This is a genomic window from Paenibacillus hunanensis, from assembly GCF_014645615.1.
Classification (GTDB): domain Bacteria; phylum Bacillota; class Bacilli; order Paenibacillales; family Paenibacillaceae; genus Saccharibacillus; species Saccharibacillus hunanensis.
This window is the reverse complement of the sequence record NZ_BMMB01000002.1, coordinates 19,330-44,191: the sequence shown is the minus strand read 5'-3', so window position 1 is coordinate 44,191 and position 24,862 is coordinate 19,330. Positions and strand designations below refer to the sequence as shown.

Sequence of the window (24,862 nt, the reverse complement as noted above, 5' to 3'; positions counted from 1 at the left end):
TGATTCTTCCGGAAGCACCGGAGTTGGAGGTTGGAGCTTTGCTGAACAAATTTATTGAGATCAAGGGTGCCCGCGCGCACAATCTTAAAAATATCGATATTCAGATTCCGCGCGACAGCTTTGTCGTATTAACCGGTTTGAGCGGATCGGGCAAGTCCTCGCTCGCGTTTGACACGATCTATGCGGAAGGACAGCGCCGTTACGTAGAATCGCTGTCTGCCTATGCACGACAGTTCCTCGGTCAAATGGACAAGCCGGATGTGGATTCGATTGATGGATTATCGCCAGCGATTTCCATTGACCAGAAAACAACAAGCCGTAACCCGCGTTCTACTGTCGGTACGGTAACGGAAATTTATGATTACCTGCGTCTCTTATTTGCACGTGTAGGACATCCACATTGTCCAGATCATGGCGTTGAAATCACGTCTCAGACCGTAGAGCAAATGGTCGATCGGATTATGGAATATCCAGAGCGTACTCGTCTACAGATTCTGGCGCCTATCATTTCCGGTCGTAAAGGCGAGCACAAAAGTGTATTTGCCGAGATTTCCAAGCAGGGCTTTGTACGGGTTCGCGTCGATGGTGAACTGCGCGATCTGTCTGAGGATATCCAGCTGGAGAAAAATAAAAAGCATACGATCGAGGTCGTCGTTGACCGGATCGTGATCAAGGAAGATGTTACAGCACGTCTTGCCGATTCGATCGAGATGGCACTGAAAATGTCGGGTGGCCAATTACTGGTCGACATTATCGGTCAGGAGGAGCTACGCTTTAGCTCGAATTTTGCCTGCCCGATCTGTGGATTCAGCATTGAAGAGCTGTCACCACGTATGTTCTCATTTAACAGTCCATTCGGTGCTTGCCCGGAATGTGATGGTCTCGGGATTCGGATGGTCGTTGACCCGGATCTGCTCATTCCTGACAAAAGTAAAACGATTGAAGAAGGTGCTTTTCAGGCGTGGAGCGGTGGTCTATCGAATTACTATCCACAATTCCTCAAATCTGTCTGCGAGCATTATAAAATTCCGATGGATATTCCTGTATCCGAATTGACAGCCGATCAGATGAATTTGATCCTGAATGGCTCTGATGGACAAAAGATTCGTTTCCGCTATGAAAGTGACTTTGGACGAATTAAAGAAGCTCAGGTTGTATTCGAAGGAATTATTCCTAATCTGGAGCGTCGTTATAAGGATACGTCATCAGACAGTATGCGCGAATATATCGAAGGCTATATGAGTGCGAAGCCATGCCCGGTATGTAAAGGCAAGCGTCTGAAACGCGAAATTCTAGCAGTAAGCGTTGATGGTAAAAATATTTCCGATACGACAGAGCTGCCGATTCATGATGCGCTTCATTTCTTCCAAAATATCCAATTGAGCGAAAAGGAATTCAGCATTGCTCGTCTGATCCTCAAAGAGATCGTCAGTCGTCTTGGCTTCCTCGTCAATGTCGGTCTGGATTATCTGACGATGGCGCGTGCAGCAGGTACATTGTCCGGTGGTGAAGCGCAGCGTATTCGTCTGGCAACACAGATCGGTTCCAGTCTGACAGGCGTATTGTACATTTTGGATGAACCGAGTATCGGTCTGCATCAACGTGACAATGATCGTCTGATCAAGACGCTGGAGCATATGCGTGATCTGGGCAATACATTGATCGTCGTAGAGCATGACGAGGATACGATGATGGCTGCGGATCATATTATCGATATTGGCCCGGGTGCGGGCATTCATGGTGGACAGGTCATTGCAGCCGGTACACCAGCCGAAGTGATGGATCATCCGGACTCACTGACCGGACAATATTTGAGCGGACGTAAGTTCATTCCGGTACCGCTAGAGCGTCGTCAGCCTGGTGAGCGCTGGCTCGAAATACGCGGCGCAAAGGAAAATAACCTCAAAAACGTGAATGTGAAGATTCCAATCGGTCTGTTTACAGCTGTAACCGGTGTATCCGGCTCCGGTAAGTCGACGCTGGTAAATGAAATTTTATACAAAACGCTGGCTCGTGATCTGAACAAAGCACGCGTGATTCCAGGACAATACCGTGAGATTCGCGGTCTGGAGCATATCGACAAGGTCATCGATATCGACCAATCGCCAATCGGGCGTACACCACGTTCCAATCCGGCAACCTATACCGGTGTATTCGATGATATCCGTGATTTGTTCGCTCAGACGAATGAAGCCAAAGTACGCGGCTACAAAAAAGGGCGCTTCAGCTTCAATATTAAGGGTGGACGCTGTGAAGCCTGCCGTGGTGACGGTATTATCAAGATCGAGATGCACTTCTTACCGGACGTGTATGTACCTTGCGAAATCTGTAAAGGTCAACGCTATAACCGTGAGACACTGGAAGTAAAATATAAAAATCGTACGATCGCTGATGTACTCGATATGACGATTGAGGATGCAGTTGAATTTTTCCAAAACATGCCTCGTATTCATCGCAAGCTGCAAACGCTGCTTGATGTAGGTCTTGGCTATGTGAAGCTCGGTCAACCGGCAACAACATTGTCCGGTGGTGAGGCGCAGCGTGTGAAGCTGGCTTCTGAGCTGCATCGTCGCAGTACAGGGAAGACGATGTACATTTTGGATGAGCCAACAACTGGCTTGCATGTGGATGATATTGCGCGTCTGCTGCAAGTGTTGCAGCGTCTGGTTGATTCCGGTGAATCGGTTCTCGTTATCGAGCACAATCTGGATGTGATCAAAACAGCCGACTATCTGATCGACCTTGGGCCAGAAGGCGGTAGCGGCGGTGGAACGATTCTAGCATCCGGCTCACCAGAGCATATCGCAGGTGTGGAGAATTCCTACACTGGTCGTTATTTGAAGCCGGTATTGGAACGCGATACGGTGCGTAGTCGTGAGCTTGAAAGTAGTCAGGTATAATCGTCTATAGCAGACCCGATAGCATTTAAATGAGTGCCCGAAGTGATCGATCGCGTCAAAGGGATCACTTCGGGTTTACATAATGAATAATTGCCAATGTAAGAGCTACCAATAGTGTCAAAACTGTATCCATTTGAGTACATCCAGCAGATTGTTAGCGATCTAGCATATATGTTACATTTGAAATACAAGTTTTTACAGAATCGCGTCAGTGTGCAGTTTTACGTCTACATCGGTTTGGATCCTGATTCAGGATGAATAATAGATAAGCAAGCAACTACAGAAAGGCTGGATGAATTTGAAAAAACTCCATATCCCCGTAACCGCACTTGTTATCGCCGGCGTCACTTTAATTGGCTCTGTACCTCTAGCTACCTTTGCTTCGGCAGCAGCATCCGGCTATACATATACTGCACCGCATTTGCGTGCGTCCTCAACCAGTGCCGGCTACACAAAAGTCATTGCCCGCATCTCACCTTCGGTTGTAGGGATTGTTGGTGTACCTACAAAAGAAGCTTATATGGCAGAAAGCGCTGCAAGTGGCGATGATTCGCAGTACAATCCGGATGATCCAGGTATTGCTTTTGGCTCAGGCGTGATCATCTCCAAGGATGGCTGGATTGTAACCAATGCTCATGTTATCGCTAACATGGAGGATGGAGCAAAGGTAATCACATCCGATGCGAGCGGACATAACAAGACGTATATCGTGCAGGAATTTTACAGCGATACCGTCAGCGATCTGGCGCTCGTTAAAATCAATGCTACTGGCTTGAAAACAGCCTCTTTTGTATCCTCGTCTCAAAAGCCTGAGGTAGGCGAGCAGGTAATCGCGATCGGTACTCCGCTGTCTCTGTCGCTACGTAATACAGCTACATCAGGCATCATTAGCGGTGTGAACCGTGCTGTAGATGCGTCCTACTACCTGCTGCAAACCGATGCGGCGATCAACCCGGGAAACAGTGGTGGACCGCTGATCAATATGGACGGAAAAGTAGTAGGCATTAACACAATGAAATACGAAGCGGTAGGTGTCGATAATCTTGGATTTACGATTCCGGCAGATACCGTACAATATATCATCAAACAATTATTCGCTTATGGAGAAGTACGCCGCGCATCGATCGGACTGGAGCTAAAAGAAAGCGATGATGCACTGATCGGACTACCAACGAATGATGCACTCACTGTCGCTGCGGTTCATTCCGCAGGTGCGAAAAAGGCAGGCATCAAGGAAGGCGATATTCTGTATAGCGTGAACGGCACGCGTGTACACACTGTAGTAGACCTGAATGAGCTATTCCGTTCCTACAAGCCGGGCGATAAGGTGAAGCTTATGATGCAATCGGCGGGTGATATTGTGACGCGTACCGTTCAGCTTACCCAATCCCAGACAACGGATGCTGTCGTATCCACTGACGAAGAAGCTGGCGGAGAATAATCATCAGCGTTTCACTTCCATTCCGCAACATCCACTTTTGACTATAGAAATGAGGAACTGAAATGAATAAATGGATGCGTATTACTGCGACAGGGATGCTGACTGCGGTAATGACCGCCACAACAGCTTATGCTGGAGCAGGCTTTGCTTCGGCAGCTGAGATGCTGGAGCTGAAAATTAAAAAAGGCAGTACGGCGGCTACGATCAATGGCGACAAGCAGACGATCATTAAGCCTTATGAAGCGGCGGGCGCAACGATGGTTCAGCTCGGGTTGTTCTCGCGTGCATTTGGCGCTACAGTTGAGCTGCACGAGAACAATACCGTTCAGTTAATTTCCGGCAAGCATACGATTGCGATGACAATCGGTAGCAAATCGGCAACAGTGAACGGGAAAAAGATTGCTCTGCCTGCGGCACCAGTTATGCGCGGTGGTACGCTGATGGTTCCACTTCGTCCGCTCGTGGAAGGGATCGGCGGTAAAATGAAGGTCGTATCCGGGCAGATTGTGATCACACTGTCTTCTGCGGAAACACAAGCTGGTAGCGGTGATACTGCAAGCGAGCATGCGGATAAAACACGTGTCGGTAGCAGCAAGTACCAATGGTCGGTAAAATATCCAGACGATCTCGTCTATCTTGGTAGCTCGGACGCAACGATATCGAACTTTATGAATAAAGAAAGTACGTATTTGCTACAGGTTGTTGTACAGCCAGATACGGTTACAAGCTCGGTCTATACGCAACCAGACCCGGATGATCTGCTGAATGAGCTGCTTAACCATATACAGGTACTCGGTGATACCGTACTGGATCAACAGATCGTGAATGGAGCAAACGGTACGTATGCTCGTGTAGTCAGCAAAACAGATGAAGGCTATCTGTCCGAGACACGTTTATATGCAGGCAATGGCAATCTGTATTATGTGCTGTATGCCGATTCCGAAGCGTTTACGTATAAAGATTTTAAAGATAATCATGCGTTATTGGATTCGTTCCAGATGTCCTTTAATACAAATGATAGCAAGTCAGAAGACCTGACAGAGGGCAGCGAGTCAGAGGAGGAAGGACAGGCATTTGAAAATGCTGATTACGGCATTTCGGTCAACCTGCCATCGGATTGGACGATCAGCGATGATTCCAACGAAGCTTCCAGCAAAGACGGCGCTTATGCCAAGTTCGGAGCATACGGAGTACCGGCTGGACAATCGCTACAAGATTGGGCAAAGGATATCCGTACCTGGTTTGGCGATAGCTTTGCTGCCGATCATTATCGTTATGTGAGCACAACGGAGCGTCAGATTGATGGTCAAGCAGCGCTCGTGAACGAGATGCAATATCGCTACAATGATGACCAGTGGTTTACCGAGTATGAAGTATTACTGCAAAAGGACGACTATCGTTATTACTTTGAATACAGCGGTCATTCCGATGATCCACTGGTTCAATCTCAATTTGAACAGATTGCTAAATCTATGAAGGTTGATTTTGAGACGCTATCCAGCAATTTTGGTCATCTGCCAGCAGATTATTATTCCACCGATCGTACGAAGACCATCACGCGTACATCGTCAACCTATAATTACAGCTTGCAGGTACCGCGTTACTGGACAGATAATGGCAATGATTACACATCGTCTAGCGTATCGTTCTACTACACAGGTGGTAGCTTCAATGTGAATATCCGAAATACAAGCTCGCTGGAAAAAGCAGTAGCCGATGCGAAGGCGACACTGCAATCTGCCAGCAGTAGCGTGAAGCCTGTTTTGTCTGAAGGACAGGCAACTACAATCGCAGGGGTACCGGCGTATACCTTCACTGCTACGTATGCGGATAGCGAAACGCCGTACACAGGCAGCTATACTATTTTCACTAAAGGCAAACGCACTTTTATTTTGACCAATGAAGTGAACGATGCGAACAATACGAGTACGCATCAGGCAGAGGTAGCGAAGGTACTGTCTTCGTTCCAATGGATCGGTCAATAATCGTATAGACATACGGCTACATGATACTGTATTGCTTAGTATGAGCTATTACGAGCTATACGTACTCACTCGTACGCATAATCTGCATTTCTGACGATCCATCCTAGCCAAATCGTTCAAATCATACCATTCAAGCCATCGGAGTCAAGCCAAAAAGCTGACGATACAGAAGTTATCCCTTCTGCATCGTCAGCTTTCTTCATATGATCAAATCAAATGCAAATTGCCTGTAAATTTTCATACAAATTTAAAGGATACGGTAGATACCAGCATACAGGTCTGGTACACTGGATTAGAATCATTATAAAGTGTGTGACGTATGTGCTGCCTTTGCGCAGATATTCCATTTTATTATGAAAACGGACGATGGGCCGTGAATATAGCAGTGCCCTTAACAGGGACAATTCGGGAGGAAATTAACCTACATGACGGATACAGTATTACAAAGACAGGACGTGGAGCTTCTAGCGCCAGCTGGCGACTGGGACTGCATGCGGGCGGCGGTAGCGAATGGGGCGGACGCAGTCTTTTTTGGCGTGGAAAAATTTAATGCACGTGCACGTGCGAATAACTTTCGGATGGATGAATTGCCAGAGATTATGGCATTTTTGCATAGCTATGGGGTAAAGGGCTTTTTGACGTTTAACATTCTCGTATTTGAAAATGAACTGGAAGATGCGCGTGAGCTGATCGATGCTTGCGTGGATGCGGGTGTGGATGCGGTGATCGTACAGGATCTTGGTCTGGTGAAAATGATCCGCGAAATTTCGCCGGATTTCCCAATCCACGGTTCGACGCAAATGACGATTACTTCGCCGGAAGCGGTAGAATTCACGAAGCCATTTAATATGGAGCGTGTCGTACTGGGACGCGAGAACAATTTGAAGCAAATTCAAAAGATTGGTGAGCAAGCACGTTTGCCGATGGAAGTATTTGTTCACGGCGCATTGTGTGTATCATACTCCGGACAATGCTTGACTTCGGAAATGTGGGGCGGACGCTCTGCTAACCGTGGTGAATGTGCGCAGGCATGCCGTTTGCCATACGATCTGATCGTAGACGGTGAACAGAAAATTATGGGTGATGTAACGTACCTGCTGTCTCCAAAAGACCTGGCAGCAATCGATATTATGCCACAGCTGATCGAAGCAGGCGTAACCTCTTTCAAAATCGAAGGTCGTCTCAAATCACCGACCTATGTAGCGAATGTGGTTAGCAAATACCGCAAAGCGATCGATCGTTATTTTGACGGTGATGCAACACCGATCAGCAATGAAGATATTCGCGAGCTGCAACAAAGCTTCTCACGCGGCTTCACACATGGCTTCCTGGAAGGTACGAACAATAAGCAGCTCGTAGATGGAACCTTCCCGAAAAGCCGTGGAGTGTATCTGGGACGTGTAGAGAAGATTTTGCGTGACGGCGTCGTTTGCCGACTGGAAGCTCCGCTCAAGCGCGGTGACGGTATCGTATTCGATGCTGGCGATCCAACGCAAAAAGAAGAAGGCGGTCGTGTATACGATCTGCGCCGTCAAGGTGTGAAGCTCGAAGGCGAAGCAGATGAGACCTGGATCGTAGATATCGTAGCTGGACGTAACGATGTGAACCTGAAGCGTGTGCATGTTGGCGATAAAATCTGGAAAACGAATGACCCTGCACTGGATAAGCGGATGCGTCAAACGTATGAAACAGACAAGCCATACCGTGTATTCCCGGTTCATGTCAAAGCGATCGGTCATGCAGGCCAGCCGCTCGTAACCTACTGGACGGATGTGCAAAAGGGTGTAACAATCCGTGTAGATTCCGAGATGGAGCTGGAAATCGCAGCGAAGCGTCCGATGAATGCCGAGCTGCTGCAAGAGCAATTTGGTCGTCTTGGCGGTACCATCTTCCAACTGGATGAGCTGGATGCACAACTACATGGCGATATCATTATTCCAATGCGTGAGCTGAATGCGATTCGTCGTCAGGCTGTTGAGCAGCTGGAAGGTGAGCGTCCAAAGCCACCGGTGTATATCAAGCGTGATATTTCGGTGATGAACGATATCGCTTCTGCTGCTCCATCGGTAAAAGGTAGCGAAGCGATGCTGACGGTACTGTGCCGTAATCTGGATCAGGTACATGCTGCGCTGGAAGCCAACGTGGACATGATCTATGCTGACTTTGAATTCATCAAGCAATTCCCAGCAGCGGTTGAAGCCGTTCGTGCAGCAGGCAAAAAGATCGCACTGGCGACACCACGCATTCATATGCCAGGCGAAAATGGCTATCATGCTAACATTTTACGTCTACAACCAGATGCAGTGCTCGTGCGTAATACCGGTGCACTGTACTACTATCTGGCACGTCGTCAAAGTCATCCGAACGAGACACATCCTGAGCTGATCGGCGACTTCTCCCTGAACGTAGCGAATCACAAGACTGTCGATCTGTTCCTGGAAGCCGGCCTGGATATGGTTACACCATCTTATGACCTGAACATTCAGCAAATGGTCGATCTGCTTGGCAGAAGTCGTACCGACAAGCTCGAAGTCGTGATTCATCAGCATATGCCGATGTTCCATACCGAGCACTGTGTATACTGCACATTCCTGAGCGAAGGTACAGATTACACTAACTGTGGTCGTCCATGTGAAGACAGCCGTGTTTCTCTGCAAGACCGCATCGGTATGTCTCACCCGGTACGTGTCGATGAAGGCTGCCGTAACACGGTGTATAACGCGATCGAGCAATCCGGTGCGGAATACCTGAACAACTTCTTGGAGCTGGGCGTTCCAAGCTATCGCATTGAGTTCCTGGAAGAAACGCCAGAGCAGGTACGTAAAGTTATCGAGCTGTACAGTCAGGCACTGCACGGTGAGATCAGCGGTACACAGGTCTGGAAAACACTCAAAGCAACGAACCAGCTTGGCGTTACTCGTGGTCAACTGGTGAAGTAAGACTGGAGCTTGTAATGACTATCTTGCAACGTCTAACGACATGACTGGATATAAAGCACGGTTTAGATAATGCTCTGATCATGGGCTAGATGTATAGAAACTTTCATGCTGCTCGATATTGGCAGTGGCAGTTTAGAAAACGGTATAATCCTGAACTCTGAGCGAACGACGTTAACGTTAGCTCATGATCATCTACACTATACGCAAAGAATGATACAAGCTTTTTTTAATATTCCCCTACAGGGTCCCTTCCGGTGCAACGTGACAAATGAGGATAGTGTATATCGTCCTCATACGCGCGCTACTGGAAGGGATTTTTTTATATGTATTGGGGTGAGACTTAAACTTAGGCTATGATGCTTCAACTACTGTATATACGAGTTTAGGTTTACACCGTGCAGCTAATTAGGAAAGGTCATGTCACGCTATGTACATATTCACGTTACTTCATCTAATTAGAGATGTATTCGCTTTCCTAAAATCTGACATCGTTTTGCTGGGTAAATTGATTCATTATTGGTTAAAATATATCGTGGCCGTATGCAGGCTAATGGAACACTGCCTCATGCCCGGTTATACATATGACCATGAGACAGCCCCATCACGTACAACACAATACACGTATTCATATTAGAAAATGGAGGAATCAATGCCATGAAAATACGTAAAGCGATTATTCCCGCCGCTGGACTCGGAACCCGTTTCCTGCCAGCAACTAAAGCGATGCCGAAAGAAATGCTACCGATTGTAGATAAGCCAACCATTCAATATATTATCGAAGAAGCCGTTTCATCCGGTATCGAGGATATCATCATCGTTACAGGTAAAGGCAAACGTGCGATTGAGGATCACTTTGACTATTCGTTTGAGCTGGAGCAAAATCTGGAGGAAAAAGAAAAGTGGAAGCTACTGGATGCGGTACGTCAGCCATCTGAAATGGCAGACATTCACTATATCCGTCAAAAAGAACCGAAAGGTCTGGGACATGCGATCTGGTGCGCGCGTAAATTCATCGGTGATGAGCCATTTGCAGTACTGCTCGGTGATGATATCGTCGAATCGGATGTGCCTTGTCTGAAGCAGATGATGGATGTGTATGAAGAGCATGAAGCATCTGTAGTCGGTGTCAAAGAAGTACCGTGGGAACACGTATCCCGTTATGGTCTGGTTGCTGCCGAATCGATGCCAGATTCGGATCGTCTATACAAAGCAACCGGATTGGTCGAGAAGCCACCACGCGAAGAAGCACCGTCCAATCTGGCGATCATGGGACGCTACATCCTCACGCCAGAAATCTTCGATATTCTGGGTAGCCAGGATGCAGGAGCAGGGGGCGAAATCCAGCTGACCGATGCGATCTCCAAGCTGGGCGAATCTCAGGACATTCTGGCGTATCAGTTTGAAGGACTGCGTCATGATGTAGGGGAGAAGAGCGGGTTTATTCAAACGACAGTACATTATGCGCTCAAGCACCCGGAGCTGCGTGATTCGACGCTGGAATATCTGCGTGAAGTGCTGGCAGAAGAGGATAAGAAATAAATAGCGCAACATTGTAGTAGAGATATCATTTAGGATATGGATGATAGAAGTAATACTGAATGATATCTACAATTTAAATGCCTTTATTATGTACACAACTATATTCGATTTCAATGAGTTTAATTTATAAAAAGAGCATGTCTATAGGGGCACATATTCCGCCTCTATAGATATGCTTTTTATTTTTATATGCAAAATAAGGGCTTACTATAATTAGCATTTTACGTAGGAGTTAGTTATTTACACATATAAAGATGCAGAATCAACAAAAAATATAGTATATTTAATGCATTATATGAATATTAACGATTTGTAGAAAGGATACTTATGAAAATACGTAAAGCGATTATTCCCGCCGCTGGACTCGGAACCCGCTTCCTACCAGCAACCAAAGCGATGCCAAAAGAAATGCTACCGATTGTGGATAAGCCAACCATTCAATACATAATTGAAGAGGCTGTAGCATCGGGTATTGAAGATATCATCATTGTTACAGGTAAAGGCAAACGTGCGATTGAGGATCATTTTGATTACTCGTTCGAGTTAGAGCATAACTTAACTGAAAAAGAAAAGTGGAAGCTGCTGGATGCGGTACGTCAGCCATCCGAAATGGCAGACATTCACTATATCCGTCAAAAAGAACCGAAAGGTCTGGGACACGCGATCTGGTGCGCACGTAAGTTCATCGGTGACGAGCCATTTGCAGTACTGCTCGGTGATGATATCGTCGAATCGGATGTGCCTTGTCTGAAGCAGATGATGGATGTGTATGAAGAGCATGAAGCATCTGTAGTCGGTGTGAAAGAAGTACCGTGGGAACACGTATCCCGTTACGGTCTGGTCGCGGCGGAATCGATGACAGATTCGGATCGTCTATACAAAGCAACCGGATTGGTCGAGAAGCCACCACGCGAAGAAGCACCGTCCAATCTTGCGATCATGGGACGTTATATCCTCACGCCAGAAATCTTTGATGTTCTGGGTAGCCAGGATGCAGGAGCAGGGGGCGAGATCCAGCTGACCGATGCGATCTCCAAGCTGGGCGAATCTCAGGACATTCTGGCGTATCAGTTTGAAGGACTACGTCATGATGTAGGCGAGAAGAGCGGGTTTATTCAAACGACAGTACATTATGCGCTCAAGCATCCAGAGCTACGTGATTCGACGCTAACGTATCTGCGCGAAGTGCTGGCGGAAGAGGATAAGAAATAAACAAGACTCTATATAACAGCTCGATATGTAGCTCTCAATTAAAAAAGCCGTGCATTTCCTTATTTCTAAGGAAGCGCACGGCTTTTTGTTACTTATTACATTGAGTATTACATTCTGAATCATCTACTTTAGATCATTCGTTGCTCATGTATTGGTGTATCGAACAGATCACTTATCCTACATTCAGATAAGCATCCAGAACCAGCTTGATCATCGATTACTTTGTTGCCGTATACTTCTGGCTAGCAATCGCATCGATCTGTTCTTTCGCTTTAGGATCAGCTGCAATCACTTTGTCATAGACAGCCTTGTCAGCCTGACCTTCTTGTTTCAGTGCAGCCAGATAGTAGATTGCTGCCTGTTTGTTCGTTGCATCGCTCAGATCATCACGTACACCTTTTTTCAGTACATCTACGGCTTGGGCGGTTTCACCTTGCATCAGATAGATTTCACCTACACCAAGTGCAATTTTAGGAGTAACGTCGAATTCACGACCCTGTAACTGACCTTCTGGCAATGTAGTCAGATACTGAATACCGTCCAGCACCTGCTGATATGCATTCAGACCTGCTTGGAAATACTTCTGTTCTGCCGCAGTATCCTTGCTCTGGTAAGCCTGATTACCCAGAACATATGCCTGTGCAATGACACCTTCATACCAGCTAATATCCCATTTGTATTTCGGAGTACTATCTACGAGTAAAGCGAATGCTTTATCGCTTTCACCATGAACCTGATACAGTGTGATCATTTGCTTAACAATGTCCTTATTGTAAGGCTCACGATCATGCGCTTTATTTAGCAGAGCAAGATCTTCATTGTAAAATTGCTCATTTTTCGTTTGCTGATACCCTTGTGTCAGCAGTGAACTCAAGTATACGACAGCCTCTGGATACGTACTACGAATCGATAGCACATCATCCAGCAACGTACGATATTGTTCGTAAGTAGCATTCTTGCTACTTGCTAGCTCTGCAACCTTTACAACATCCCCCGCTGCCTGTGAAAAGCGCAAGGATGTGAAGGAGATGATCAATGCAGCCAGACCAATCAGTGTTATATAAATACCACGCATCAGACCTGCTTGAAGCTTCAAATATTTGAGCGGCTGTGCATCCATCGCAGCGGTCATACCGCCGAGACCAAGGAAAACCAGAATGCCCATGTATGCATAACTCAAGTTGAAGTCGAGCAAGCTGTGCATCAGAATCGAAACTGCAATGATGAAGTACAGGAAATGTCCTTCACGCGCTTCACGTTCTGATTTGATATAGCCACGAATATATTTGTAGAAAATAAACCCGATAAACAGAATGAAAATAATAAAGCCGATCGCACCAACCTCAACCAGGTACTGGAAGAAGAAGTTGTGGACCTGACGGCTGACATAAGGGTTGTTCTGATACGCTTCAAAGGAAGCACCCCATGCGCCACCGCCACCGCCAAAGAACGGATAATCACGGAACAGCTTCAGAGCATCACGGTAGAACGTGAAACGCTCCAATACACTACTTTGCTGGAAGTTAATATTTTCAAAACGCACACGGATGTTAGCTGGCAGCAGATTACGCAGGTTCGTTGCAATCAGCAACACTAAAATAACGCCACCCAGTACAGCCGAGCCAATCGGTAACCATACACTCGCAAAGCGACGTGCGCCCCAGCCTTCGGTTTTGTCTTCGAGCTTCGGAGCGACGAAGCGTCCGATCGCCATCGCCAGCAGACCGACGATCAGCGAAGTGATCAGTACATATCCCCAGCCCTTAGCAGCTGTCACACCATCATACTTGGCAATCATTTGTAAACCAATATTCGTCACTGGATTCAAGATGATCGCCGTAGCCGCGCCTGCAATCACCATATAGATGATCCACAAAATTTGCTGTGCCGGACGTAGCATCAGCAGCAGTACAAGCAGCACGAACGGCAGTACAACCAGACCACCACGAGACAATGTCAAAATCAGTGACAGAATGATCGGTACTAGCATAAAGCCATGCAGCAGGTGGTCATACCACTTTTTCAGACGGCTCACATTGAATAAGCCCGCAAACAGCATAGCCATCAAGAAAGCTGCATATGTATTCGCATACTGGAATACCGAGGTTAGACGCCAGCCGTTGGAGTCACTCATCACAGCATCGGTATAGATGCCGTTTTGTACGCCGCTTGCGAACCAGCCTACAAGCTTGCCACCCAGTGGAGCCTGTCCAAACCAGTTAATAAAGCCAAACATAATAATAAGGTAGGCAGAGCCCATAATCGTCATTTGAATGATTCGGTTAGACAGACGATCTCGTAGCATATAGGCGCCCAGGATGAAAATAAATGCGTACATCCATTGAATTAGCACCATATTTACGGCATAATGCCAAGAGGCGGCACCAAACATGGAAATCATGTACGAGATGGGCAGCAAAATGATCAATAGTGAGATCATATCCCGCTGGTCGTCCAATTTTACCTGCTTGTAAAAATAGATCATTCCTAAAATGACAAGTACACCGGACAGCAGCACCGCCCAGAAAATCACTTTTTCAAACGTAAAGCTCAAACCATTAAATAATGCAATTTGAAATGGGGTCCACAACAGAAATAAAATAAGACAGATGTTAACGACCCAGAACATGCCATTTCGTTTTCCGTCCTCGGTGGACGCTTTAAACTGTTTGCCGTATACTGGATTAGCCAATGTTTTAAACTCCTTTTCGTAAGAGGTACTAGGACATTTTAGCATATTTTTTATGGTGGCACTAACTCTTAAAAATGCTGTTAATAAAATAAATAAAGGAGTTAAGTATCAATGAAAATATTAGTAACAGGAGGAGCAGGCTTTATTGGCTCGCATATTGTGGATGAGTTACTGCTTCAAGGGAATGAAGTAGCGATAGTGGATAATTTATCCACTGGAAAGTCTGTAAATCTTAACGAGCAGGCAAAATTTTACCATATAGACATTGTAAGTGATCAGTTGCAGGACGTTTTTACGGACTTCCAACCAGAAGTGGTCTTTCATTTGGCTGCTCAGGTTGATGTAAATCGATCTTTAGAAAATCCAATTTTAGATCAGCAATATAACATTGGTGGATGTGTAAACCTTTTAGAGTGTTGCAGACGTAGCGGTGTGAAAAAAATAGTTTATTCCTCTTCAGCTGCTGTTTATGGTGTACCACAATATAGCCCAATAGATGAATCTCATCCAATTACGCCGATCTCGTTTTATGGAATTTCTAAATTCACTCCTGAAATGTATATCAAGACGTACTCTGACTTGTATAATATAGACTATGCTGTTTTAAGATATTCTAATGCTTATGGTCCTCGTCAATCATCTGAAGGTGAAGGCGGAGTCATTTCTATTTTTGTAGATCAAATGTTAGCTAATAATGATGTTAAAATTTTCGGCGATGGGTCTCAAACAAGAGATTTTATTTTTGTTAAAGATATTGTTACTGCTAATTTGGCTGCACTAGATATACAGACTAATATTATTGTGAACATTAGTACGAATCAAAAAATTTCGTTGAATGATTTGTTTATTACAATCAAAAGATTGACGGATTATCCTAAAGAAGTGATCTATTGTGATAAGCGAGCAGGAGATATTCAGGAAAGTTGTTTAGCTAATGAGGAAGCTGGGCGTCTATTAGGCTGGTCTCCATCATTTAATTTGGAATCAGGTTTGAGTGAAACGATAGAATATAATAAATGTTTAAGTAAATGAGGAGAATAGTATGAATTTTTCAATTAAAAGATACACTCATAACTTTTTAAAGTATCGCTTTCTTTTAAAAGAACTTGTCGTACGCGATATTAAAGTTAAATACAAAAGATCAGTATTAGGGATATTATGGACTATCTTGAGTCCATTATTAACGATGGTGATTCTAACTATTGTTTTCTCTACTTTATTTAAATCCAATATTCCTAACTTCCCAGTATATTTCTTATGCGGTTCGATCATGTTTCAATTTTTTGCTGAATCTACTAACTTGGCTATGAATTCAATCTATACTAATTCTTCTTTAATTAGGAAAGTGTATATTCCTAAATATATGTTTCCTGGATCAAAACTTGTTTTCTCATTAGTGAATTTGGGTTTCTCTTTCATCGCAACATTTATTGTGATGTTAGTTACACATGCAGATTTTCATTGGAGAATTATATTTTTATTTATTCCAGTTATTTATATTTTTATATTCTCTTTTGGTATTGGATTAATTATGTCTTGTGTAGCTGTATTTTTTAGAGATATGGCTCATCTTTACGGAATTTTAATTACAGCAGTAAATTATTTGACTCCTATTTTTTATCCTATTGATATTTTGCCGGATAATGTAAGAAGTATTATTGAATATAATCCTCTTTATCAAATGATCTATATGCTTAGACAATTTCTACTTTATAATACTGTTCCTACCCTTGGTCAGCATATTTATCTATTAGTTTGTTGTGTAGTAACGTTATTAATCGGATTATTCGTTTTTTATAAAAAGCAAGATAAGTTCGTATTATACATTTAAAGTTGGTGAAACCTTGGAAAAGTATGCAGTAGAAGTAAGTAATGTTTCAATGAAGTTTAATTTGCAAACTGAGCGTATTGATGGTTTAAAAGAATTTCTAATTAAATTTTTGAAAAACGAGATTAAATATCAAGAATTCTGGGCGCTTGATGAAGTGTCGTTCTCGATCAAAAAAGGCGAAGTATTTGGATTAGTCGGCTTAAATGGAGCAGGTAAAAGCACGTTACTAAAACTGATAGCAGGTATTTACAAGCCAACTAAAGGAGCTGTTAAAGCAGAGGGTGTAATAGCACCACTTATCGAATTGGGTGCTGGTTTTGATATGGAGTTGACAGCCAGAGAAAATATATATCTGAACGGCTCTGTATTAGGCTATAACAAAGAATTTCTAAATAGTAAATTTAATGAGATTGTAGAATTTTCTGAAATGCAGGATTTTTTAGACGTTCCATTAAAAAATTACTCATCTGGTATGGTAGCACGAATTGCATTTGCTATTTCAACAATTGTTGAGCCTGACATCTTGATTGTGGATGAGATTTTATCCGTAGGAGACTTTAAATTCCAAGAAAAATGTATCAAGAAAATTTCAAGTATGATTGATAATGGAGTTACTATCATTATGGTGTCTCATAGTACGCATCAAATCAAACAATTGTGCAACAGAGTCGCTTATTTAGAAAAAGGTAAATTGATTGAAGTAGGAGAAACAGCAACCGTGTTAAAAAAATATTTAAATGATTAAGGAGGTAATACTTTGTTCATTGAAAGATTAGAATTTGATAACTCAAAGGCATACAGCGCTATAGAGTCTGCAATTCATATGGGTCGATATCAAGCTGTGCGTGAATTGTGCAAAGGAAAGCGAGTGCTGGATATTGCTTGCGGCGAAGGATATGGCTCTTATGCAATGGCTCATTATTGGGGAGCAGAAGAAGTAATTGGAGTGGATATTTCTCAAAAGGCAATTGAATCGGCTAAGCTTCATTTTTCGGCTTCTAACATTACATTTATTTGTGGAGAAGCAGATGAAGTTATGAGTGGTTGGGCTGCAGATCGTTTTGATTTAATTGTTTCTTTTGAAACAATAGAGCATATCGAAAAATCCCAACAATTTTTACAAGAGTTAAAAAGATTATCCACTCCCAATGGTATGATTTTTATCTCATGTCCTAACGATCACTGGTATTATCCATCTCCTGAACAATCTAATCCTTATCATATAAGAAAATATACATTTGACGAATTTAAAATGTTAACAGAGAATATTCTTGGTTCATCAACGAACTACATGTTAGGATTGCCTATTTCAGGTTTTTGCAACATTGATTTAAATTCTAATCTCATAAATGAGGAAGATAAATCTATGGTTACAATGTTTGAAATGGATCAAGAACCTATTTCACTGCTTCTTCCAGCTACTGTTAATCCTACTCCAGAAAATTGTTCATATTTTTTAGGGGTTTGGAATTATGGAGAAGATAAACAAGTTAAAAATTCTTTGTCTGTACACCCTACATCTATGGATCATACAGATTATAAAGCTGTATTGTATTTAAGAGGTGAAGTAGAGCGGTTACAATCTGCTAGCAATCTGGAAAACAAAAATAACCTGCACTCTCAGGAACTTCTTAAAGATGCAACAGAACAAAGCAAACATTTAACTAGCTCTTTATTAGAGCATCAAGATAAAATTAAGCAACTAGAGTCTGATATCGAACATTTGATTCGCGTAAATGAGACTAAAACCAAAGAACTTGAGACTATTTTAAGCTCGAAGAGCTGGAAAATAACAAGTCCTTTAAGAAAAATAATGAGAAACTTAAAGTAAGCAATATAAAGGGTGACTTTATTCGATTAACAATAGATAATGTATATATTTTATAATAAAGGCTAAGTTTTTAAGGGGAGTGGGTAACATGGAAACAAAATTGGGTAGGAATAATTTATCGGGGGAAGAAAGAGAAAGTGAAGCAAACAAACTGCAAGGAATGGAAGAAGAAAATAAGTTTTTGAGAAAAAATCTTGAGATTTTGTTCAGAGAAAATGAGGCTATTGAGAAATTTAGAGACCAAGAAATACTGCTTCACTTGCTACAGTATATTAAAGACAATGGTGGGGTTACAGAAGCCTCTGCTCAACAAGAGTTGAAGATGTTGCGGAGAAAATTGGAAATCGCGCATAATCGAGTTGAAGTGGCTTTTAACCGAATGGATACAATACATGCACAGTTAGAAGAATCACGAAATGAGAATAGAAAATTGCATAATGAAATTGAAAATTATCAGCGGATCATTTTAGAAAAAGAAGCAACGATTATGAGTTTGTTAAACTCATCCAGTTGGAAAATAACTTCTCCTTTGCGTGCCGTATTTAACAAGCTTAGGGGAAAGTAATCTCCATATTTACAGTGCAAGACTTGATTATAAGGAGGTTTCATCTTGACAACAAGTGGAAAAATCAAGATTGCATTAATAACAGATGTTAACAACTGGGCTCTAGGTAATATTGCTCGTCAATTAAGAAAGCATTTAAGCGATGACTTCGATTTCACTATGATTAGCTTAGAAGAATGTGACTGGAATGGAGTGAAATTGCTATTTAGAGTAAAAGATTGCGATGTGCTACATTTCTTCTGGCGTGATTGTATTGCCCTGATTAATGAAGAAAATTATACTGCTTATTTTGGATCACTCCCCGTCACAGCCTCACAGTTTTTTGAAGAATATTATTTCAATAAAATTTTATCCACTGCAGTGTATGATCATCTTTTCCTAACACCGAAAGAAATCATGGAACGAAAATATGTTTTTGATCGGTTTCAATATTATGTGTCTTCAGAAAAGTTATATCATATCTATTCTAATATTCAACAATATCCTAATCCTGTTGGAATTGTTGAGGATGGTGTTGATCCAGAGCTATTTTATCCCCTTCATATTGAACGATTGAAGAATGAAGAACGCACACTGAAAGTAGGATGGGTCGGAAACAGTAAGTGGGGCCAAAATTTAGGAGAGGATTTTAAAGGATTTCATTCTATTTTAAAGCCCGCCATTGATGAATTACAGGTTGCAACAGATGGAAAAGTTATTGGTTTTTATGCTGATAAAAATGAACGCTTTATATCTCATGAAGATATGGTGAAGTACTATTCCGAAATTGATGTACTGGTATGTGTATCAAAAATAGAAGGAACGCCTAATCCTGTTTTGGAAGCAATGGCTTGTGGAGTTCCAGTCATTTCTACTGATGTAGGTATCGTAAATCAAGTATTTGGAAATAAACAAAAACAGTTTATTTTATCTGAACGAAATCCGGCCGAATTGCAAACATTGATATATTTTATATTGGATAACAGAAATATATTAGAAGAGCTTTCTAAGGAAAATTTGACTCAAATTAAAAATTGGCATTGGGAAAAACAAGCTCAAAAATTCAAATATTATATAAATGCTATTACTGCAAATAAAATTGATCAAACGGAGAGAGTATATTAATGAATATTTGGTTTTTAACAAGTGAGTTTCCGCCCGATTATGGCGGTGGAATTGGTATGTATGTAGATAATGCAGCAAGAATGATGGCTGAAGCAGGTCATAAGGTGAAAGTAATTGTACGTGACGCTAAAGAAACAATGACAGAGACGGTAAATCCAAATTTGGAAATCTATCGGTTTTTGCATATGCAGGGTTCTGTATACGAAACTTTGGGCTATTGGACTGCACTATCTTATCAGTACGCAGAAGAAGTTATTCATTTAATAAATACAACAGAAGAAAAACCAGACATTATTGAAGTTCAGGACTATAATGCTATTGGTTACTACTTAATGTTGAAAAAATGGCAACATGAACCATCATTGAAAGATATTCCTATCGTTATGCATTTGCATACACCTACGTTCGAACTGGATAAAGTGAACCAGGCACCACGATTCAAATTTCCAAATTATTGGATCGGTCAGATGGAGAAGTTTTGTATGGTTGCGGCAGATGCTTTATTATCGCCAAGTCAATTTCTCAAAGATCAAATCCAGCATATTTCTCCTAATAATCAAATTCGGGTCATCAATCTTCCTTATGAGCTTGATGATTATCAAGAAGGATATACAAGAAATTTTGATGATAACACATTCTTATACTTTGGTCGCAGCGAATATCGTAAAGGTGTACAGCAAATGATTAAAGGTGCAGCAAGATTGTGGGATCAAGGTTATGAATTCAAATTAAAACTCATCGGTGGGGATACATATTTCCATCCAAGAGCAAGAAACCTTGGAGAGTTTTTGCAAGAAAGGTATAAAAAATATATAGATCAAGGAAAATTGATTTTCAAAGCAGCTATTCCGCCTAAAGATTTGAATCCTGAGATCTTAAAAGCTAAAGCTGTGATTATTCCTTCTTTATATGAGAACTTTCCCTATTCTTGTTTGACATCTATGTGGTTAGGAGCTCCAATGCTGGTATCTAAGTCTGGTGGACAAGCTGAGATGGTTGGGGAAGAACAAAAAGCAGGACTTATTTTTGATTGGGGCAAAGAAGGAGACTTTGAAAATAAACTGCTTGAGTATATCAAAATGGATCAGGCCAGCCTTATATCAAAAAGCCAACATTCTCATGAACGAATCAGACAATTATGTAATGTAGAAGCTAACCTAGAAATGCGTATTAATTACTTTAAAGAGGTTATTGCTCAGCATAAATTAGCACCTAAAGAAGTATTCCCTACACTTTTACAGGTACCTAAAAAACCTATTCATAAGGAGATAACTTCTGAAAAAGGTCTATTGTCTATTATTATTCCTTATTATAATCTCGGAAAACATTTGGAAGAAACGCTTGATAGTGCTTTGAAAAATGATTATCAAAATTTTGAAATTATCATTGTTAACGATGGGACGAATGACGAATATAGTTTAGAAGTATTAAATAGATATCGTCATAGTGAGTTGATTCGTATTATTGATATCCCTAATGGAGGCTTAGCTAATGCTCGTAACGTAGGAGCACTAGAATCTAAAGGTGAGTATATTACATTTCTTGATGCAGACGACCTAATAGAAAACTCCTTTTATGAGCGGTCTGTTAAATTGCTCGATAGCTATAAAAATGTCTCATTTGTATATTGCTGGCTTCAATATTTTGAAAATTCGACTTTTGTTTGGCCTACGTTTAATACAGAATTACCTTATTTCTTAGGAGCTAATATGCTTTCGGCGTTTGCAGTCGTAAGAAGAGAAGAATTCTTAAACTTTGGTTTAAATATGGATAAGATGGAATATGGATTAGAAGACTATGCGGGCTGGCTGTCGATGGTCATGAACGGTTGTGTAGGTATAAGTATTCCTGAAAAACTAGTTCGCTACAGAGTTCGAAGTGATTCTATGTCCCGCCAATTTAATCCAGATATGCTTTTATATTTGAGAGATTATATGTCTCATCAGCATAAGGAGTTATATGATAAGCACAGTGTAGAATTGTTTAACCTTATTGATGCTAATGGACCAGGATATTTGTGGAACAATCCGAGTTTGAGCTATCCTCCAGTTGGCTATACCTACCCTAATGCCACTTTAAACTCTACTGTAACTGATCCGACAGCTCAAAAACAAGAATTAATGAGAATTGCGAATTCTAAGTGGGGACAACGTTTAATTCGTATTGTATTCAAACTACGTTTGCATAGAATTTTTAAATAAATAATTCAGTGAAAATTGTACTGTTTCTATTAGTAAACAACGTGGTTAGAACCTAACAATTTATTATCTAAAATATAAATTTCATGATTTATTAAATTTTGTAAATGCACACTATGTTATTTAACAGTTTTGTCTTAGATGTTAATTAACATAGTGGGCTATGCATATTTATTGTATTGATTTGCAAGAGGAGTGGGGTAAATTTGAATAAAAGAAATATTCTGTGTGTTTTTTTTCTGACAGTTTTAATTTTTTTATTCTCATTCGTTACAGAGAAAAGCTTTGCTGGAGAAATAAAAAGCGAAGCAGGTTATATTACTTCAAAAATCGCATACTTTATATTTGTTTATTTTTCTATTTATTTTTTAAGTAGCTTTATCATCAATATAAAGCAAAATAAAAAATGGGTAATTAATTTTTTGTGGTTTTTTATACCGTTATGTTTATGGTTAATTGCAACTTGGCCAGGAATTTATACATGGGATGAATTTTTTGTATACGATTCTGCTACACACTTCATAATTGAAAATTGGCAATCTTATTTCACTTCTTATTTTTATATCATATGTATGTATATTTTCCCTTCAGTAGCAATGATACAATTGGTGCAAATTTTAATTATGTCATTCGTTTGTTCATGGATTGTTACTAAATTAGAAGAAAGATTTAAAATAAAAAAGATAAAATACGTAATTATTATTTTTACTGTTCTTTGGCCTCCTATCGTATTTAGTACATTAATTACATTTAGAAGCACATTGCTTGCTGTTTTTGAGCTTTGGCTTATTGCTTATATTTATTTTTTAAAACCTCAAGAGAAGCTTACAATAAATTCTTTATTTATAATGGGTTTTTTAACAATACTTTTGAGTATGTGGAGAACAGAAGGTATATATCATTTGATAATCGTTTCCATATATCTTTTGCTTTTTTATGGAAGACAACAAAAAAAAATAATTATTCAATTTATAGTTGCAATTTTTTTATGCACTTTTATTTTGCAAAATGCATATAGTTTTCTCAAGCATGATGACTTCAACGATATGAGATATGAATTGACAGCTTATATGAATCCTATTTCAATTATTTTAAGCGATAAAAATGTTAATTTAGAAAATGTAGATTTAAATAAAATAAATAAAGTCATTAATATAGAAAATACTAAAAGCAATATCTCTTATTACGAAACTCCTAGTTTTTGGAGTAATGGTGTTCAGCCCAATTTTACAAAATCTGATTTGCAAGCATTCAAAAAAGAATATACAAAATTAGTTCTTAAAAACATAGATATATTTATGGGGGCTAGAACAAGAACTTTTGTAGCAGCTTCTGGATTTTCGTTGAATGGTTATTATGTATCAGATTATATTGATGCTTATTTGAATGGCCAAGCTAATAATCCTTCTGTAACTTTAATGATGAGTAAAAAATTCAATAACCCTATTAATAGCGAACTCAGGCATTATATTATCCAATATATGAATTTTACAAAAAATTCTATAGGTCTAGTTAATGGAATTTTGATTTTTTGGAATTTTATTCCTTTAGTCTTATGCTTAATCTTTATTGGAATACGGCTACGTAGTTGGAGAGATCCATTATTATATATGATTCTTTTATGTATTTTGCGTGTGCCTTTATTGTTTTTAGTAGAGCCAGGTAGCTACTTTATGTATTATTATCCTCTTTATTTAGCTTCTGGATTTATTATTATCGTTTACTTTTTAAGTCGAGCAAAGAAGCTTAAAAGCAATTCAGATATTAAAGCCATATATTGATTTTGATGAGAGGGGCAAGTTAATGATCAAGGATAGAATTCTTGTGTTTATTCCTATGTACAATTGCGAACCACAGATCACTAGAGTTTTAAATCAATTTAATGAGGAAGTCAGCGACTATATCGAAGAGGTCATTATTGTAAATAATAGAAGCACTGATAAGGGGGAAGAAACTGCGATAAATTACGCAAAACAAATGAAAAATGTGAAGGTGAATGTTCTAAGGAATGATAATAATTATGGATTAGGCGGTTCACATAAAGTGGCTTTTAACTATGCTTTAGATAATAGATTTGATTATGTAATTGTATTACATGGAGATGATCAAGGTAACATTCATGATATTTTACCTTTATTGAAATCAAAAGATTATCAAAACTACGATTGTTGTCTAGGAGCTCGGTTTATGAAAGGCTCAAAGTTAAGTGGCTATTCTAAATTCCGGACTTTTGGTAATAGAGTATATAATTGGGTTTTCACTCTGGCGACAAAAAAAAGAATATATGATTTAGGTGCAGGATTAAATTTGTATAAAACTAAGATGCTAAAAAGTAGATTTTATTTAAAATTCTCTGATAATTTAATGTTTAACTGTTATATGTTGTTGGCTAATGCAACATATAAATTTAATGTGAAATTCTTACCTATAACTTGGCGGGAAGATGATCAGGTTTCTAATGTTCGTCTTTTTAGTCAAGCATTTCGAACTTTAAAAATCGCATTATTTTACTTTTTATCATTTAGAAAACATGAGTTTTTGGAAAAAGATTTTAGAGATAATACACAAATTAATGATTATACAGCGAAAGTTATAAATAAATAATCTTCGACTGAAAAAGGAGTG

The 24,862-nt window shown here is 40.6% G+C and carries 16 protein-coding genes; 15 read left to right on the top strand and 1 reads right to left on the bottom strand.

The annotated features are described in order from the left end of the window. Nucleotides 1-38: 38 nt before the first annotated feature. The 6 genes from uvrA to galU (IEX62_RS03680) all read left to right on the top strand — a co-directional run bounded on the left by uvrA (nt 39) and on the right by galU (IEX62_RS03680) (nt 12,016). Nucleotides 39-2,900 (top strand): excinuclease ABC subunit UvrA, encoded by a 2,862-nt coding sequence (gene uvrA / locus IEX62_RS03705; RefSeq protein WP_188774085.1) that lies wholly within the window; start codon nt 39-41, stop codon nt 2,898-2,900. Nucleotides 2,901-3,198: 298 nt separating this feature from the next. Further along, nucleotides 3,199-4,341: a S1C family serine protease gene (locus IEX62_RS03700; protein WP_250345294.1), complete on the top strand. Its 1,143-nt coding sequence runs from the start codon at nt 3,199-3,201 to the stop codon at nt 4,339-4,341. A gap of 62 nt (nt 4,342-4,403) precedes the next feature. Next, complete coding sequence (locus IEX62_RS03695) at nt 4,404-6,326, top strand: copper amine oxidase N-terminal domain-containing protein (protein WP_188774083.1); 1,923 nt, start codon at nt 4,404-4,406, stop codon at nt 6,324-6,326. A 425-nt stretch (nt 6,327-6,751) separates the two neighbouring features. Next, complete coding sequence (locus tag IEX62_RS03690) at nt 6,752-9,265, top strand: U32 family peptidase (RefSeq protein ID WP_188774082.1); 2,514 nt, start codon at nt 6,752-6,754, stop codon at nt 9,263-9,265. Nucleotides 9,266-9,919: 654 nt separating this feature from the next. Continuing rightward, nucleotides 9,920-10,804: a UTP--glucose-1-phosphate uridylyltransferase GalU gene (gene galU / locus IEX62_RS03685; RefSeq protein WP_188774081.1), complete on the top strand. Its 885-nt coding sequence runs from the start codon at nt 9,920-9,922 to the stop codon at nt 10,802-10,804. Nucleotides 10,805-11,131: 327 nt separating this feature from the next. Continuing rightward, nucleotides 11,132-12,016, top strand: a complete 885-nt coding sequence (galU, locus tag IEX62_RS03680; protein WP_188774080.1) for a UTP--glucose-1-phosphate uridylyltransferase GalU — start codon at nt 11,132-11,134, stop codon at nt 12,014-12,016. Nucleotides 12,017-12,233: 217 nt separating this feature from the next. On the opposite strand, the gene IEX62_RS03675 is transcribed toward galU (IEX62_RS03680), so the two are convergent. Continuing rightward, the gene (locus IEX62_RS03675) at nt 12,234-14,708 is read right to left on the bottom strand and encodes an O-antigen ligase family protein (RefSeq protein WP_188774079.1); all 2,475 of its coding nucleotides are present in this window, start codon (nt 14,706-14,708) and stop codon (nt 12,234-12,236) included. A 111-nt stretch (nt 14,709-14,819) separates the two neighbouring features. On the opposite strand from IEX62_RS03675, the gene IEX62_RS03670 reads away from it, so the two are divergent. From IEX62_RS03670 to IEX62_RS03630, 9 genes are all read left to right on the top strand, one after another. Further along, nucleotides 14,820-15,740, top strand: coding sequence for an NAD-dependent epimerase/dehydratase family protein (locus tag IEX62_RS03670; RefSeq protein ID WP_188774078.1), 921 nt, complete (start codon nt 14,820-14,822; stop codon nt 15,738-15,740). 10 nt (nt 15,741-15,750) lie between these two features. Further along, on the top strand, nt 15,751-16,539 hold the full coding sequence (locus IEX62_RS03665) for an ABC transporter permease (RefSeq protein WP_188774077.1): 789 nt from the start codon (nt 15,751-15,753) through the stop codon (nt 16,537-16,539). Between the two features lie 13 nt (nt 16,540-16,552). Beyond that, on the top strand, nt 16,553-17,284 hold the full coding sequence (locus IEX62_RS03660; protein ID WP_229685603.1) for an ABC transporter ATP-binding protein: 732 nt from the start codon (nt 16,553-16,555) through the stop codon (nt 17,282-17,284). A gap of 12 nt (nt 17,285-17,296) precedes the next feature. After that, nucleotides 17,297-18,370: a class I SAM-dependent methyltransferase gene (locus tag IEX62_RS03655; protein WP_188774076.1), complete on the top strand. Its 1,074-nt coding sequence runs from the start codon at nt 17,297-17,299 to the stop codon at nt 18,368-18,370. A gap of 88 nt (nt 18,371-18,458) precedes the next feature. Beyond that, nucleotides 18,459-18,935 carry a hypothetical protein gene (locus IEX62_RS03650; protein WP_188774075.1) on the top strand — a complete coding sequence of 159 codons (477 nt, stop codon included), beginning with the start codon at nt 18,459-18,461 and terminating at the stop codon, nt 18,933-18,935. 45 nt (nt 18,936-18,980) lie between these two features. Further along, nucleotides 18,981-20,039 (top strand): glycosyltransferase family 4 protein, encoded by a 1,059-nt coding sequence (locus IEX62_RS03645; protein WP_188774074.1) that lies wholly within the window; start codon nt 18,981-18,983, stop codon nt 20,037-20,039. After that, the gene (locus tag IEX62_RS03640; RefSeq protein WP_188774073.1) at nt 20,039-22,240 is read left to right on the top strand and encodes a glycosyltransferase; all 2,202 of its coding nucleotides are present in this window, start codon (nt 20,039-20,041) and stop codon (nt 22,238-22,240) included. The genes IEX62_RS03645 and IEX62_RS03640 overlap by 1 nt, the downstream gene beginning before the upstream one ends. A gap of 203 nt (nt 22,241-22,443) precedes the next feature. Continuing rightward, complete coding sequence (locus IEX62_RS03635) at nt 22,444-24,018, top strand: DUF6020 family protein (RefSeq protein ID WP_188774072.1); 1,575 nt, start codon at nt 22,444-22,446, stop codon at nt 24,016-24,018. A gap of 22 nt (nt 24,019-24,040) precedes the next feature. Further along, nucleotides 24,041-24,841: a glycosyltransferase family 2 protein gene (locus tag IEX62_RS03630; RefSeq protein WP_229685602.1), complete on the top strand. Its 801-nt coding sequence runs from the start codon at nt 24,041-24,043 to the stop codon at nt 24,839-24,841. The last annotated feature ends 21 nt before the right edge of the window (nt 24,842-24,862 follow it).

What these genes read in the sequence shown, in the direction of transcription:
- IEX62_RS03640 (WP_188774073.1), top strand. Translation starts at nt 20,039, where the DNA reads ATGAATATTTGGTTTTTAACAAGTGAGTTTCCGCCCGATTATGGCGGT.
- IEX62_RS03670 (WP_188774078.1), top strand. Translation starts at nt 14,820, where the DNA reads ATGAAAATATTAGTAACAGGAGGAGCAGGCTTTATTGGCTCGCATATT.
- IEX62_RS03690 (WP_188774082.1), top strand. Translation starts at nt 6,752, where the DNA reads ATGACGGATACAGTATTACAAAGACAGGACGTGGAGCTTCTAGCGCCA.
- IEX62_RS03650 (WP_188774075.1), top strand. Translation starts at nt 18,459, where the DNA reads ATGGAAACAAAATTGGGTAGGAATAATTTATCGGGGGAAGAAAGAGAA.
- IEX62_RS03665 (WP_188774077.1), top strand. Translation starts at nt 15,751, where the DNA reads ATGAATTTTTCAATTAAAAGATACACTCATAACTTTTTAAAGTATCGC.
- IEX62_RS03630 (WP_229685602.1), top strand. Translation starts at nt 24,041, where the DNA reads ATGATCAAGGATAGAATTCTTGTGTTTATTCCTATGTACAATTGCGAA.
- galU (WP_188774081.1), top strand. Translation starts at nt 9,920, where the DNA reads ATGAAAATACGTAAAGCGATTATTCCCGCCGCTGGACTCGGAACCCGT.
- IEX62_RS03695 (WP_188774083.1), top strand. Translation starts at nt 4,404, where the DNA reads ATGAATAAATGGATGCGTATTACTGCGACAGGGATGCTGACTGCGGTA.
- galU (WP_188774080.1), top strand. Translation starts at nt 11,132, where the DNA reads ATGAAAATACGTAAAGCGATTATTCCCGCCGCTGGACTCGGAACCCGC.